Source organism: Halobellus limi (assembly GCF_004799685.1).
GTDB lineage: Archaea > Halobacteriota > Halobacteria > Halobacteriales > Haloferacaceae > Haloquadratum > Haloquadratum limi.
Genome location: NZ_CP031312.1, coordinates 358327 through 373434 on the forward strand (window position 1 = coordinate 358327; position 15108 = coordinate 373434).

The 15108-nt window shown below is 63.3% G+C and carries 9 protein-coding genes; 3 read left to right on the plus strand and 6 right to left on the minus strand.

What is annotated here, in order from left to right:
* The first annotated feature begins 496 nt into the window (after nt 1–496).
* The gene (locus DV707_RS18510) at nt 497–2401 is read left to right on the plus strand and encodes an Ig-like domain-containing protein (protein ID WP_235010813.1); all 1905 of its coding nucleotides are present in this window, start codon (nt 497–499) and stop codon (nt 2399–2401) included.
* 82 nt (nt 2402–2483) lie between these two features.
* The gene (locus tag DV707_RS16210) at nt 2484–3665 is read left to right on the plus strand and encodes a glycosyltransferase (RefSeq protein ID WP_103992452.1); all 1182 of its coding nucleotides are present in this window, start codon (nt 2484–2486) and stop codon (nt 3663–3665) included.
* Between the two features lie 178 nt (nt 3666–3843).
* Here the strand turns inward: DV707_RS16210 and DV707_RS16215 are convergent, their stop codons facing one another.
* Nucleotides 3844–4806, minus strand: coding sequence for a glycosyltransferase family 2 protein (locus DV707_RS16215; RefSeq protein ID WP_235010814.1), 963 nt, complete (start codon nt 4804–4806; stop codon nt 3844–3846).
* A 384-nt stretch (nt 4807–5190) separates the two neighbouring features.
* Between DV707_RS16215 and DV707_RS16220 the strand changes: the two genes are divergently transcribed.
* Nucleotides 5191–6540, plus strand: coding sequence for a glycosyl hydrolase family 28-related protein (locus tag DV707_RS16220; protein WP_103992454.1), 1350 nt, complete (start codon nt 5191–5193; stop codon nt 6538–6540).
* A 158-nt stretch (nt 6541–6698) separates the two neighbouring features.
* Here DV707_RS16220 and DV707_RS16225 read toward each other — a convergent pair whose 3' ends face one another.
* The 5 genes from DV707_RS16225 to DV707_RS16250 form a co-directional block, all read right to left on the minus strand.
* Nucleotides 6699–7715 carry a DUF1616 domain-containing protein gene (locus DV707_RS16225; protein ID WP_103992455.1) on the minus strand — a complete coding sequence of 339 codons (1017 nt, stop codon included), beginning with the start codon at nt 7713–7715 and terminating at the stop codon, nt 6699–6701.
* A 179-nt stretch (nt 7716–7894) separates the two neighbouring features.
* Nucleotides 7895–9613, minus strand: a complete 1719-nt coding sequence (locus DV707_RS16230) for a hypothetical protein (RefSeq protein ID WP_136361910.1) — start codon at nt 9611–9613, stop codon at nt 7895–7897.
* A gap of 1116 nt (nt 9614–10729) precedes the next feature.
* Nucleotides 10730–12625 carry an alginate lyase family protein gene (locus DV707_RS16240; RefSeq protein ID WP_103992458.1) on the minus strand — a complete coding sequence of 632 codons (1896 nt, stop codon included), beginning with the start codon at nt 12623–12625 and terminating at the stop codon, nt 10730–10732.
* Nucleotides 12622–13836, minus strand: coding sequence for a glycosyltransferase family 4 protein (locus tag DV707_RS16245; RefSeq protein ID WP_103992459.1), 1215 nt, complete (start codon nt 13834–13836; stop codon nt 12622–12624). Before DV707_RS16245 ends, DV707_RS16240 begins: the two co-directional genes overlap by 4 nt.
* Nucleotides 13837–14015: 179 nt before the next feature.
* Nucleotides 14016–14948, minus strand: coding sequence for an NAD-dependent epimerase/dehydratase family protein (locus DV707_RS16250; protein WP_103992460.1), 933 nt, complete (start codon nt 14946–14948; stop codon nt 14016–14018).
* Between the last annotated feature and the right edge of the window lie 160 nt (nt 14949–15108).

The following is a 15108-nucleotide window of genomic DNA, read 5'->3' on the forward strand; positions in this document are numbered from 1 at the left end:
GGACGGAAACAAATCCGTCGTCTCAGGCGTCAACTATCAGAACCTCATCGACATTGACGAGGGGAACCCCGGCAATCACAGTTACTACTTTGAAGATTGTGTGTTCCGTAACTCCTTCGGAAACGCGGTGCAGATCTGGGTTCAGGGAGTAGAGCTTAACCGGTGTACCTTCCAAAGTAATCTACAGCACGGCGTCTCGATAGGCGTAAAGAATGACGAGCTGAGTACGAACTCGATTGTTGTTCGGAACTCGCTGGCGGATGATTGCGGCAAGAAGTATAACAACTTCTATGGGATCGACTCTGCGTACGGTGACTTCCTTATCGAGGATACTGTCATCCAGAACTGCGGTCGAGGAGGGAAGACCTCGACGGAAGGTGACTTCGGTTCTGTCAATGGAAGATACCGCCGGGTTAGGATCGAGAACTGCAACGCAGAGTCGTTCATTAACACTACGGGTTCAACGAACGATGGAGTCGACCTTTCCAACGGCACTATGTCCTTTGAGGACGTGGTGATCGGGCCGAACAACGGGGAGATTATGCAGTTATCGGAGCTCGATTACTCCATCGTTGACGATTCGGAACTCGTAATCACCGGTAACAACTCAGAGAATAATCGTCCGGCGCTGATGGTGATAAACAACGGGAAACTGGACGCCTCTAACGCCACGCTCTGGTCGAATAATAATCAGGGCGAAGGATTCGATCACGACTCGGATCAGACTTCGGTCGTCGATGTCTACGCCCACGAAAACAACACCGACGGTGGTTTCTATCGGACTCGGAATCTGACGAACAACACCGAGAAGAAGGGCTCTAAGACGGATATTTCTGGGGTGCCCACGGCCGACGAAGTCGGCGCGTGGAGCGGAAGCACGACCACCGAGACGGAGTCGAGCAGTGAGGATTCGACTACCACGGACGACACCGACGACGGCGAGTGGACGCTCCGATGGGAATCGGAGACGGACGACTGGGACGTCGTCTCCGGTTCCGAGTTCGACGGCGGATATGCCCTAGAGCACGATCACGACGGCACGGATCGAACCGTCAGAGCCATCTCGTGGGATGCCGTCGGCGAACCCGCCGACGTCGAGGTGCTCGACAAGGTCCGGGTGCCGGCGTTCACCGAGGGCGTCGACCTCGGCTACCACGCTAGAGTCCACATTCGCTCGTCGTCTCACAACGGCGATCGACTCGGGTACTGGTTGGAGCTCGAAAGCGCGGCGAACTCGTTTCGGCTGGGGAAGTACTCCAAAGACGGGTTTGCGACGCTGCTGCGCTTCGGGACGCCCCAGGAGAACACCTTCTTCTACCGGCGCTTCCGCGCCGAAGGTGAGACGCTCAAGGCCAAGGTGTGGCCGGCCTCCGAGTCCGAACCGGCCGGGTGGGACGCAGAAATCACGGACACAGACCTCACCGACGGCTGGGTCGGCCTCGGGTCGTACGATACGGGAACCGTCCAGACCGACGTCTTCAGCGTCGCGACCGGCGGCGAGTCGGCCCCGCTGATTCCGGGCGGTCGGCCGACTGTCTCGTTCCGGGCCCCGACGGACGGGGGGACCGTCAGCGGGGACGTCCCCGTCCGGATCGACGCCGAAGACGGCACGGACGGCGCGACCGATCTAAAGGTGGCGTACCGCGTTGAGGGCGGATCCTGGTCGACGGCGGCCTACGACGCCGACACGGGTACGTACTCGGCGACGTGGGATTCGACCGCCGTCGACGACGGGACGGTCTCCCTCGAAGCGCGCGTGACCGACGCCGACGGCAACACGGCCGCGGCGGCGGTCGAAGTGGTCGTCGACAACGGGCCCGCGGTCGCGACGCTCGAACCGCAAGACGTGACTTCGGAGTCGGCGACGCTGCGGGGCGACCTCCGGGACCTCGGCGGTTCGGACTCGGTGGACGTCCGGTTCGAGTGGCGAGCGGCCGACGGAGACGCGTGGACCGCCGCGGGGGACCAGTCGCTCGACTCTCCGACCGAGTTCGCGCACACCGTTTCCGGTCTCGAAGGGGACACCCAGTACGAGTTCCGAGCGGTGGCCGAGGCCGACGGCGAGACGGCCGAGGGGGAGATCGTGGGGTTTGGGGCCCTTGCTGCCCCTGCGCCTGACAGCGCGCCGACAATCGAGAAGCTGGACGTCACCGACGAGAGCGGTTCCGAATGGACCCGTTTCCACGTCGACTGGACGGTCACCGACGACGAGCAGGACCTCGATACGGTGATCACGACGCTGGAGTACGAGGGACAGCCGGTCGCTGCCGAGAGCACCAGCGTGAATGGCAGCAGCGCGAGTTACACCCACGTCCTCCGCGTCCGCGGGGACGTCGACAGCGTTCGGCTGTGGGCGAACGACACCTCGAACGAGACGGTGAGCGAGTCTATCGACGTATAACCCGTCGAGAGCCGGGCCGCTCGTCGATAGCCGGGGTATAATTTTATCCCGGGTCCGCGGAGTAGGGACCGACTCGTCTCAAATGTACTCCCTCCTCGCGAGTGCGGTGAACCATCCGGACACGATCGAGCGCTACAACGGCCTGTTCAACCACCGGATACTCCGCTCGCTCGCGGAGACGGGAGTCGATATGAGCGTCGTCTCCCCGCGACCGTTCGCACCGCCGATCGGTCCGTACTCCGCGTACAGTTCGCTTCCGGAGATCGAAAACTGGGGCGGGTATGCGGTCCACCATCCACGATTTTGGTATCTGCTTCCGAAGCGGTTCTTTTACGCGGCGTCCGGCGATTCCTTCGCCAGACGTGTACCACGGTACGTGGACCGCACCTTCGACGTGCCCGACGTCGTCCACGCCTGTCACGTGTACCTCGACGGGTACGGGATGCTCCCGTACGTCCGCGAGCACGACGTGCCGCTTTTCGTCGTCGCCCACGGGACGATCCTCAACTCCTACGAGGACTTCTCACGGGGGGTCCGCCGGAACGTCCGCGAAACGCTCGACGAGGCGACCGGCGTCCTCTGTGTGAGCGATGCGCTCGCCGAACGGGCCCGCGAACTGACCGACCCATCGACGGTCTCGACAGTTCCCCTCGGGGCTGACCCCGAGCGGTTTCCGGTCGATCAGCGCGACACGCTCCGCCGGGAACTCGGCGTTGCGGAGGACGCGACCGTCGTCCTGTTCGTCGGCCATTTCCTGGAGCGGAAAGGCGTTCGAGAGATGATAGACGTCATTCCCCGGATAGACGATCCGGACACGGTCTTCGTTTTCGTCGGACACGGCGGGGATCTCGACGAAGATCTGCGTCGTGTACTCACGACGGAGGGCCGTTCGACGCGTCTCGTGTTCGAGGGCCTCCCCCCGGTCGCCCTCCGTCGCTGGTTCGCCCTCGCGGACGTGTTATGGCTCCCGAGCCACACCGAGGGACGGCCGACCGTCGTCTACGAGGCGATGGCGAGCGAGACCGCTGTGGTAGCCTCGTCGGTAGGAGGGATTCCGGAACAAGTCGTCGACGGTGAGACCGGACTGCTGGTGCCGCCACGCGACGCCGACGAGCTCCACCGGGCGCTGCAGTCGTTGCTCGCGGATCGGGAGCTGGCCCGAACGATGGGAAAGCGCGGGCTGGAACGGCTCCGCGAACGCGGGTGGACGTGGGAAGCCCACGCCGAACGGGTCCGGCGACACCACCTAGCGGCGATCGAATAATACCCTCGAACAGTGTGTTTCAGACCATCGCCACCCCTGAGATGGCGAACGGCTACACAGACCGGATTCAGTAGTACGAGCCCGAGGGCGAAAACGGCTCGAATCCGGGACGAGGTCCCGGAGGAGGGGACGGGAGAGTCCAGAGAGGACGAGGAACTCCGTAGGGCGCGTCAGCGGGCTATCCGAGCGGCGTGATCTCATTCAGCGACCGAGCGGCAGAGTGCGTCCACCGGCCGCCGAGCGACGAACCGGCGTACGCGTAGAAGGTCGGCTCCAGTGGGTACCACCGAACGGCACTGATCAGGAACCGGCGGGCCATCCCGTACTCGCCTATGTGAAGGAGGGACTTGCCGGCGCGGAAGTCCGCCCAGCCCCGCATCTTCCGCTCCATCACCGGTCCGTACTCGGCGGCCAGCGGCCGGTACTTCTCGACGAAAAGCCGGTGGCCCTCGTACAGTTTCGCCGTGTCGTAGGAGATCCGGTTGTGCGTCTCGAACTCGTGGATGACGAGCGGCTCGCGGATGCGATCGAACGCACACTCCGTCGACAGCGAGAGGTACCACTCCTGGTCCGCCCAGCGGGGAAACCGCTCGTCGAGCGGAACCCGCTTCGCGATCCCCGCGCGGACCATAACGGCCGACTGGGTCCCGACGACGTTCTCACACAGGAGCGCTTTAGTGACGTCTCCCGTGACATCGGGCGGCAGCCAGATCTCCTCGATCGAGCCGTCGTGGACCCGTTTCCATCCCGTCGAGACGACACCGAGATCGGGGTCACCCGCCTCGAACCGGGCGACCTGCCGGTCGAGTTTCTCCGGCACCCACCTGTCGTCGTCGTCGAGAAACGCGATGTACTCGCCGCTCGCAGCCGAAATGCCGGTATTTCGTGCGGCGTTCGGCCCCCTGTTCTCGTCGTGGCGAACGATCTCGAACGACGAGAAATCGTGGGCGTCCGTCGAGACCACTTCGGAGGCCATCGTCGGCGACGCGTCGTCGACGACGATCAGCTCCACGGGGTCGTACGTCTGTTCGGCGACCGTCTCGACCGCCCCCGGGAGGTAGGACGGCCGATCGTACGTCGTGATGACGACGCTCACCGTCGGCCGGTCGGCCCCGTTCGGCGAATCGGAACGATCTGCCACGTTCTCGGACCCCGAACGACGCGTCATCGTCGTCGAGGCGCCGGCGGCCGAGCTATCCAGCGGGGCCGATACGCGATGGTGAGTGTGCACATACGGCTCGGTGATCGCGTGTCGTCCGGTTTGTTATATCGATTCTAACCCCCTCACGGCCTCGAACGTCGGTGAGAGAGTCCAGTCGTCTGCTCCCATACGGGTACAAAGTGAGAGTAATCAGTATCAGACATCGAGCGGCGAGGTGGCAAGGCAATCTAGTCCCGGTTGGCGGGCGACGTCGACTGCCGTTACGAGGTCATTAATAACGTCTCGAAGGTCGCCTATGAGATACCCGAGAGGTAGCAGTGGTATAAATATATACTCAGGGTGCGGATACACGTATCTCAACCGATGGACGACGAAGACCTCAGCCGCCGTGCAGTTATCGCTCTCCTCGCGGTGGCAGGAGGAGCCACAGGAACAATCCAATTGAATTCGATCCTCGATAGCCGTACCGGCGGTGCGCAGGCAGTACTGCCAGAGGCGGAAAACGGCCCAGATACGCCGCACGCCTCGGAGGAAACCGCCACGCCGGAACCGAAACCCGGAGTCCACCTCGAAGATCACGGCGGCGTCGCCGACGGAGAGACGGACGATACGGAAGCGCTGATGGCAGCCTTGGACGAAGCGGCCCCGGACGGGACGGTCCGTCTCCCGGAGGGCGAAATACTCATCGGCAGCGGGATGGCCGACGCCATCCTCTTAGTGCACCGCCACCGGGGAGTGACGATCGCCGGTGAAGGCCCGGGTTCGACCCGGTTGAAGATGGCGCCGGGTCACAAGTCCGTACACCGGGGTATCGTTATCACGCCGAGCAGCAGAGACGACATAACCGGCATAACGATTCGCGACCTTATGCTCGACGGGCAAGGCCTCGAACAGAATTACAACATCGCGAACGGGATCGAGGTCCAGAGCGCCAACGGGAACGGCTACCCCGTCGAGATCCGGAACTGCGTGATATACGACTGGGCGACGAACGGGCTGCAGTTACGGGAGCCGGGAACCAGTATCTACGATAGTTCAATCCTGCTGAACGGGCGCAAGCAGGAGGCCGTGACAGGGAGAGACGGCCACGGCGTCGCCACGTCCATCGGCAACAACCCGAACGGGCAGACGCTGATCCAGCGGTGCCTCCTGCAGGGAAACACCGGCGCAGGTGCGGATAACAGCGGCGGGAATATGATGATAACCGGGTGCGTCATCGACGACTGCGGCTACGGCGTCAAACAGAACGAGACGACGAATAAACAGGTCATCGAGAACACGCGGATCTCGAACCTCCGAACTGAGCCCGGAGTGTACAACATTCCTCAAGACCGAACCGGCGGCGACCTGGTCCTCAACAACGTCTGCATCGAGAACGCGACCGATCCGGGGCTGCTGTTTCCGGCCGGAGGAACCATCACCGGCGATCAGATTCTCATCAAAAATACGAACACCGAAGCCTCGCAGCCCGCCGCAGTCGTTGTCAAGGACGAAGGCAGGAAGTTTGACATCGGAGAGCTGGCGGTGTACGAGACGGGCAACGGATCGGCGATGTACTTGGAGAACTGCACCGGCTCGATCGACCGACTCGTTCACGACGGTCTCGACGACAGCCTGGGACAGCTCAGCGACGTGGCAGTGGACACGATCGCCAATGACGATTCGATGACGATAGACGTTCCGAGGGCTATCGACGTCGGTGCGTCGCTGTAGACCGCTATCGAAGACCTGTCCTCAATGGAGACTCCGTCTCGTTTAAAATGATATCGGGAGCGAAGTCGTCGGTGCGTCTTCCGTTGTTAGATACCGGTTACCCGCCGAGCGGCGGGATGAGGACTGACGGCTTCGACGTTCGGGAAGTCCTCGCCATTCTACGGTGACACGGTCACCCAGAGATGGACCTCCCGGTACGCGTTCGAGACGGACGGATCGGGAGCGGGCGTGCCCTCGTACAGGAGAAACACCAGCCGAAGGTTCTGCCCGGTCACGCTCGCGTCGGGCGTGATCGTTCGCGGAATCCGCTCGGTCTGTCCGGATTCGATTGTCGCACTGAACCGATCGAGTTCCGTCTCCTCGACGACGTTTCGTTCGCCGGTGACCGTCTCGAATTTCTGGAGTTTCACGACTACCGTGTACGTAGCCGGGTGAGTCTCGTGATTACCGATGCCGACGTGGACGTCCCGTGGCTCGCCGGGGGAGAGCGTCCTGGGGTACTCACTAGCGGTCAGCGCCCCGGATTCGGGGTCTTCGGTCAGCAGATACAGTTCGGTGTATTCCTCGCCGTCCTTGGGCGTCGCGATCGCCGTTCCCACGGACACGACCGCGAAAACGACGAGGAGCGCGACTGCGATGTTGATCTGCTTCTCGCGAGTTGTCCCCCCGTCGAGTGACGGCCAGTTCTCCGTCCGTATCCGTTCCAGCGGGAGATGAAAACGGTCCTCGGGTCCGAGTTTGGCCCGCCGATACGCGCCGACGACCACTGCAACGACGACGATCCCGGCGAGGCTCCCGAGCACCTGCTGGATCGCGATTCCCCACGGGGTGAAGTTCCAGACGAGGCCGACGAGTGGAACGGTGACGAGGCTCAGTCCGACCGATAGAACGAGCCGCTCCAACGGGGTGGGCCCGTGCTTCGTTTCTCCGGTCTCCATCCGCGCAGAGAACTGGTCGTGCGCGTCGAGGCTACTGGCGGGGTACAGCGCCGACTGGATCGCGTAGCCCGGCAGGAAGAACACGAATACGAATCCGAGCGGAACTCGCAGTAGTTCTACGGGACCCAGTCCCCCCGTGATCAGGACCGGGACGGTCGTGAGAAGTGCCAGCACGACGGTTACCACGAGGTCCAGCCAGGTGGCGAACGTCCCTCCCGAAGCGTGATTTCGGCTCATACCCGACTCGGCCCGCGAGTTGGATCGCGGTCCGTTCTCCGAAGTTGCTCGCGCGGACGACGTCGATCGGCTGTCCGGTTCCGGTGGTGTCCCCCACAGATCATTGTTGTTCGAGAGTCCCCCGGAGAACTGATTGTTACCCCGTCTCTAACGGGTGCGAGCATTTTACGTCGCTCCGATCAGGCGGGAGTGATCGTCTCGTTGACGAGATACGTATCGTACCCGCCGTTGGCGTACACCTGCGCGACGGTCGGGTCGGTCTCGAGTCGATCGAAGTCCTCGGCCGTGTACCGCCAGAACTGACGGTAATCCGGCCAGACTTCCGGGTAGAACTGACGCCCGGCAGACGTGATCACTAGGTAGTGGCTCTCGTTGTACTCGGCACCCAGAGTCTCGCCGTCGGCGTATCCGAAGTGATCCGGCGGTGGATCGGGATCCTTCGTGACGTTGTCCGAGTGGAATCCGATCAGCGCGTCCTCGAACCGATAGAGGTCGACGCCGTACTCCGCGTGCGGGCGGTCCATATCGCTGTACGTCAGGTGCCATCCTGCGCCGTCCAGTTCCATGTCGGTCACCTGCTGGTTGGTCCGCATCGTCAACGGGGAGTGGTGAGCCCCGAGGGTCGAAAGGACAACCAGTATCGTCAAGACGACGACCACCGCCCGCGGGACGTTAGGGTCCCAGTTCAACCGCTCGTAGAGGTCGAAGAAAAACGAGCCGACGACGAGCACGGCGAAATACCGCGCGGCCATCAGCGGTCGACCGAACCCGACGATGAGATCGAAGAGGAGAAACAGGACGGAGACGCCGGCGAACGCCATCGCGGTTGCGGAAAACGAGAGCTCGAAGACGCTCACCGAAAGCCGACGCCGGGCGCGTTTGACGAGCATCTTCGAGAAGTGGAGTCCGCTGACCCCAAGTAGAATCATCGAGATCCCGTACTCTAACAACAAAATCCTGAGCAGGTCGACCACCGCGGGAGATGTCCGAGAGACCGTGGAACTGTACGCGTCGAGTTGAGACTCGCCGTTCGAGGCACCGAACAGCGTGTTCAGAACCGACTCCGCTCGGATAAGCATCCCCGCGAAGTTGTAGTACCACACGACGAACGCCCCCAGTGTGAGGCGGCGAACGGTTCCCGATCCGGTCAGCGCGGAACTGGCGGCGTCCGAAGACAGCAGTGCACCGCGGACTACCGACGTCTGGAAAACGGCGTATATGGTGAAGAATACCAGCGCGAACAGCGCCGTCAGCGGATGATAGATGACGAGAGCAACGAGCGAAACGGCCAATGCGAGCCGAATCGCGAACGCGTGCGTCTGCTGTTCTTTGACGAACAGATACAGCACGAACGGGAGGATCAACATACTCTGTGCGAACGGGGACGCGTTCATGTGCGCCGTCCCGCCGATCAACAGACAGACGAACGGGATACTGAACAGGGCCCGTCGCCTGTCGTACACCGTCGCGACCAACGCGATAGCCGCGAGCATCGAAAAGAGGCTAATGACGCCCGATACGGCGTTTATCACGCGCATCGGTTCGAGACCCGTGGCGTACGAGAGGGTGAGGACGAGCTGGTGGATGTTCGGGTAGATGAGTTCGCCGCTGAACCTCCCGGTTCTCTGGATGATCTGTATGAACCCCAGGTGGGTGAGGACGTCTGCCCGCTCGAAGTAGGTGTATCCTCGAACGTACGGTACGAAGACGAGAATCGAGTTACAGAGGAGTATCAGTAAGAGCCCCAACTGCCAGTCCCGTCCCGGTTTCTCGTCGGGAAACGCGCCCCGAAGAATGAGCACTTGCCCGACAACTGTCGAGGCGACCAACATCGTCCAAAAGTACCACGGGAAGACCCGATAGATCGATATCTCGTACTGGTTGGCGGGAGGGGTCATCAAGATGATACCCGCTAGTATCACGACCATTCCGAACCCTGCACCCACGAGCAGCTCCGATGGGATGCGTCTCACGAGGTCTCGCTCCGTTTGTGATCTCGGTGTCCTGACTGAATCGGAGACGGTCCGTCGAACCGTGTGGAGAGCCGCCTACGAGACGGCGGTTCGGGCGTCTGTCCGGGCTCCGCGAGCGAGAAGACACGACCCCACGATCCTTCCACAGGTCCTCTATGGCTACGCGGTATTGAGGGAGCTCTCGGCTGTGAGAGAGACGAGCGACCGTCGGTCGTCGTACAACGCTTTTGTCTCATCTTGTAGAGTGTCGCTTCAATCGGTGCTGGTGCTGCGAGGGGTTTGTTAGTCTGCTCCTACGACGAGTCACACGGCCGTGTCGTCGCATCCGGGAGTCCTCACGCGGCAGTTGGAAGTTGTCACACTCGCTGTCGCACGCGGTCGTACGATCGGATTGAAAACAGTTCAGTGACTCTAAAGGCGCGAGCGTATCGCCGTCGACAGCACGGGACGAGAGGGGTCGCCGTCGGCTCACCCGTTTTTGTCTCATTAATTAAGTGGTCTGTATGCTAACTCCCTTTCATCGATGAACACCGTCTATCGGGAGCGAAATGCCTCCATCGACCGGACTACACGAGACGAGTGGCCGATTTCGATTCGTCCTATTGGGGCGCACACGGATCTACACCGCACAAACTCCTCGTCGGTCGTCGGCGACCCGTTGCCCGCGGATGTGTGATACGCGATGAGCGACTACAGCAAATCCCTGCTCGGAATGCGACAAGAAGGACCGTCCGAGGTAGACACGTTTCGACCGTTCGTTGCAACGCAGGCCGGGTGGCTCGCCGTTTCGGTTCCGATCGTCGCCTCGTTCGGAATGGCCTCGACAGAATCAGTGTTCGTCCTCGCGTTCGTCGGGTTCCTCTCCGCCTGTCTCCTGTTCGAGCCCGTCGAATCGAATCCGCGATGGTGGAGACTCTCTGTATGGGTTTCTCGCGGCGGGTTCGTGGTTCTCGGATACTGGGTCTTCCAACGGGCACGGGAACTGGGGATTTGAGCGGCCCGAGCCGTTTTCGGGTCCAACGACCGCGCTCTTCGCCTTCCCTACTCACTCGTGGTTCGCGACGCCTTCTGCGTCTCCTCAGCAGTTGAGGTTTGGCCTGGTATCGCGTCGGTCGAGAACCGGGTGAGAACGTCGCTACCCGGTGGCGCTTCGACAGCGATCATCGCCCTGAGTTGTTCGCGCCCGTACTCCCCGAAGTATGGGGTTTGGGTGAGTCGGATCTGATCGGCCCCAGAAAACCGAACCGACGCGATCCAGTCGCCGTCACGACGAACGTCGAACTCCGTGGCGCCGTCGGACGACTCACAGACGTCTGCAGTCGGATGAAAGTGGTATCGGACGGTGTACGCCGCGCCGGAATCTCCCGTGACCGTATCAACGATCTCCCACCCGGAGTCGATCGTCGTGACCGTCCGTCGGTGTTCGTAGGAGGGGCCAGCGACGGTGCGTCGAATGTGCCGAGCTTCGATCCGTCCGGGCCCCTCGTCGACGACCGAAACGGACGTGCGCTTTCCCATCAGGAAGCTCCCGCCGATCGGAATCGGTTCGGTCCCGCCGTACTGTGCGGTGTTGTGGGCCGCCACGCTCCGTGCGTACTGCCGACGTTCGTTCGCTTCGTAGTCGTAGACGCCGGTGTCGGCGAGGACCGGATCGCCGTCCACCCAGAGGAGGACACTCAGTTGGTCGTTGTGTGAGTGCGCCGGGAGGTGCGGTGGGCCGACGTCTCCGACGTCGAAGAGGAGCGTCCCCGTGTCCGTGGGGAACGTTCGATAGCCCGCGCCGTCGGGGTGATGGAGTGAGCGCTCCGTCGGGGTCAACGAGCAGGCCCGGCAGTACGCGAGACACGTGCTCGCCTCGATCGCCTCCCCGTGTACGGAGTCGTTCAAAAGCGGGATCCTTCCGGCGGGTTCGACGAGTTGAGAGAGGAATCCCAGGGCGCGTTCGGCGGCCGTCTCGATACCCGTCGTCGAGCGCCCGATAGACGAAAGGAGGTCGTACGCCGTCGCGTATCGGCGAAGCACCGTAACGTGGTACATCGGACTCCGCTCGAAGTGACTGCCGTCGGCGAGGAACTGCTTCCGTGCAGCCTCCTCGAACAGATCGAGTCCCGTCGACTCCCACCCCGTGTCGTGTTCTCCGAAGAGCACGCCGGCGGCGACCAGTGCGACGGCGTTCTCGATCAGGTGGTTACCGCCGATGTCGTGTTCCACGTGGTTTTCGAGGAACAGCGCGTTCTTGTAAATGATACGCAGCAGCCGGTCGGGGACGGAGATATCGTCGTCGGCACACCAGGCGGCGTATCGACACCAGTGGAGCACCCGTAGCGACACCGCGTGGGGGATCCACGAGCGACGGAGGTACGGCCCCGCACCGATCGGGTTCGCCGCGTCCCACTCGAGCGCCTGCCGCTCCAGCGCCGCCCGGTGACCGTCGACGGCCGAGGCGGACTCCTCGCTCAACGCCACCCACTCGAACCCCTGGAAGGATTCGAGCTTGAGCCGCCAGAGACGCGGGTACTCGTCGATCCGCTCGTGGTTCCAATCGATCTGCTCCCCGAAGTCGATCGTCCGGTCGAGGAAGGTGAACCGGCCGTTGGCCGCCTCGGACGCGGCCTCGCGATACCGCGCGCGCTCGGATTCGGTTAGACTCTCTCTGAGTCTCGTGAGGTTGGCACTGACCGGCCCCGGCGTGATGGAGAGTTCGTCTGGGACTCGCTTTTCGTACCGGGCGTCGAAGTCCACAGGCAGGCGAGGGACGACAGCGTGACGGAGGCGACGTTCGAAGATTCCCGCGATCTGAACGGGTTTCATATTCCGGAGCGTGTGGTACGCCAACGGCCAATCGCCCGGGGTCGTCACCGATCGATCGGACCGTCGGCCGCTCTCAGTCCGACCGGACGGCGACCGGTCCGAAACCGTCTCGACCCGATCACTCATCGGTCGATCACCTCGTCGAGAATCGCGCTCAGCCTCCGGGCGACGATCGCCCGGTCGTAGTGTTCGACCATATGTTCCCGACCGTTCTCCCCCAACGACTCGCGGAGGGCGACGTCCGTGAGCAACGAGTCGAACGCCTCCGCCAGCCGGTCGGCGTCGTTCTCCACGTGTATGCCGCCGCCGGACTCCTCGATCAGCGTCTCGATCTCGCCGGCACCGGTGGCGACGACCGGCAGTTCACAGGACATATACTCGTAGGCCTTCGTCGGAACCGCATACTCGAGCGTCTCCTCGCGCTTCAGCGGGGCGACGCCGATCATCGCGTCGTCAAGAACGCCGGGAATCGTCTCTCTCGGGACGAGCCCCGTGAACTCCACGCGGTCGTCGAGTCCCTCCTCGGCGGTCACTCGCTTCAGCCGGTCGGTGATGTCGCCGTCGCCGACGATCTTGAGCGTCGCGCCGGGCGTCTCGACCGACGCCATCGCCCGAACGCAGGCGTCGAGGTCCTGTGCGTGACCGACGTTGCCGGTGTAGACGATCGTCGGGGCGGGATCGGTCTCCGTCGGTCGGTACCGGTCGGTGTCGACGCCGTTCGGGACGTGCCGGACGGTCGCCTCGTCGACGCCGTACCGTTCGACGAGCCGTTCTCCGAGGACGGTCGTCGTGACGGTGATCCGGTCGGCCGTCCGGAGGACGACCCGCTCGTACAGGCGGCTCGCCCGCTCGACGAACCCGCCGTCGGTGATGAAATCGAGACCGACAGCGGCGTCGATCCAGAGGTCGCGAACGTCGACGACCCACGGTTTCGGCGTCAGGAGACCGAACGGCAATCCGGCGAGACCGGTGAATATCGGCGGGGATGACGTGACGACGGCGTCGTACTCCCGGTAGTGAACCAGCAGCCACAGCAGGGCGTGTAGCGGGAAGAAGAGGTAGTACGCCATCCGACTCCAGAAGCTCGGGTCGGTCGTCGTCGGCTGCCACGCCCACAGACGATGGACCCTGACCCCGTCTCTCTCGTTCGAGGTCCGTCTGGTCCACGTCCGGGGAAACTGTCCGTGCGGGAACGCCGGCGGCGGCGCCAGGACCGTGACGTCCCACGCCTCCTCACTGAGGTGCGTACACGTGTCGCGGATCCTGGAGGCGTTCCCCGACCGGTCCGGTGGGTAATGCTGGGAGACGACGACGACGTGCGGGTTGTCTTCGGACATGCGTTACCTGATCGGTTCGGGGACGTGCCGACTCATCCACGTGGTCGACACCGGCGTTCGATTCCGCGTCGACACCGGCGTTCGATTCCGAGTCGACACCGACGTTCGGTTCCGTGAAGTCACTAGCGCGTCGTACCGCCGAGGGGCCCATTGTTACGATTCGACTACCGCGCCGTTTGTCACCTATTACCCGCGCCAGAGAAGCCCGTCGGCGACTCCCCGTCGACGAGCGTTTCGAGCCCCGCTTCGAGACCGACGGTCGGTTCGTATCCGAGACGCTCTCGGGCCCGGGAGACGTCGGCGCGGCTGTGTCTGATGTCGCCCTCCCGCGCCTCGGTGTGGACGACGGGCGAGTCGCTGCCGACGGCGTCCCTGACGCGTTCGGCGAGTCGGGTGATACTCGTCGACGACCCGGTTCCGACGTTGTACGCGGTCCCGACGCCGTCGGTCTCGGCTGCCAGCCGGTTCGCCCGAACGACGTCGTCGACGTGGACGAAGTCCCGCGTCTGTTCGCCGTCGCCGTGCACCGTGATCGGATCGCCGTTTCTGGCCTGTTCGAGGAAGACCTCGATGACCCCGGCGTAGTCGCCGCCGGTCTGGCCGGGGCCGTACACGTTGAAGTAGCGGAGCGCGACGGTCTCCAGCCCGTAGAGGTCGTGATACAGTCGGGCGTAGTGGTCGGCGGCCAACTTGTCCAGCCCGTACGGCGACGTCGGAACGAGCGGGTCGGTCTCGGAGACGGGGACGCCCTCGGGATCGCCGTAGACCGCCGCGCTCGACGCGAGGACGACCCTGGCGTCGTGTCGGCGCGCGGCCTCCAGCACCCGAAGCGTCCCGGTGGCGTTGATCGCGTGGCTCTCGACCGGGTCGTCGATCGAGCCCGCGACGCTCACCAGCGCGGCCTCGTGAAAGACCACGTCGACGCCCTCTGTGGCCTTCTCGACGGCTTCCCGGTCGCGGACGTCTCCCTCGATCAGTTCGACGTCGCCGGGGAGCGCCTCTCCGGGTTCGACGTCGAGGACTCGAACGTCGGTTTCCGAGCGGAAGGCCTCTGCGAGGGCACCGCCGATGAACCCGGCCCCGCCGGTGATCAGGACGCGTCGTGCTTCCATACGCGGCAGTCCGGGCGACAGCCGGTTTAGTAGGCGGAACCTTCTCGGGGAACGCCCCGGACGAAAGTCGTCGCTCGGGACTTCCATTCCGCTCCGCGGAAGGCAGAAGCGTCGCTCGCGCGGTGAATCGTCTCGGAGTCAAGCCCCGGAGCTTTCGCTC

What these genes read in the sequence shown, in the direction of transcription:
- DV707_RS16220 (WP_103992454.1), top strand. Translation starts at nt 5,191, where the DNA reads ATGGACGACGAAGACCTCAGCCGCCGTGCAGTTATCGCTCTCCTCGCG.
- DV707_RS18510 (WP_235010813.1), top strand. Translation starts at nt 497, where the DNA reads ATGTCCTTTGAGGACGTGGTGATCGGGCCGAACAACGGGGAGATTATG.
- DV707_RS16210 (WP_103992452.1), top strand. Translation starts at nt 2,484, where the DNA reads ATGTACTCCCTCCTCGCGAGTGCGGTGAACCATCCGGACACGATCGAG.
- DV707_RS16225 (WP_103992455.1), bottom strand. Translation starts at nt 7,715, where the DNA reads ATGAGCCGAAATCACGCTTCGGGAGGGACGTTCGCCACCTGGCTGGAC.
- DV707_RS16250 (WP_103992460.1), bottom strand. Translation starts at nt 14,948, where the DNA reads ATGGAAGCACGACGCGTCCTGATCACCGGCGGGGCCGGGTTCATCGGC.
- DV707_RS16230 (WP_136361910.1), bottom strand. Translation starts at nt 9,613, where the DNA reads ATGACCCCTCCCGCCAACCAGTACGAGATATCGATCTATCGGGTCTTC.
- DV707_RS16245 (WP_103992459.1), bottom strand. Translation starts at nt 13,836, where the DNA reads ATGTCCGAAGACAACCCGCACGTCGTCGTCGTCTCCCAGCATTACCCA.
- DV707_RS16240 (WP_103992458.1), bottom strand. Translation starts at nt 12,625, where the DNA reads ATGAGTGATCGGGTCGAGACGGTTTCGGACCGGTCGCCGTCCGGTCGG.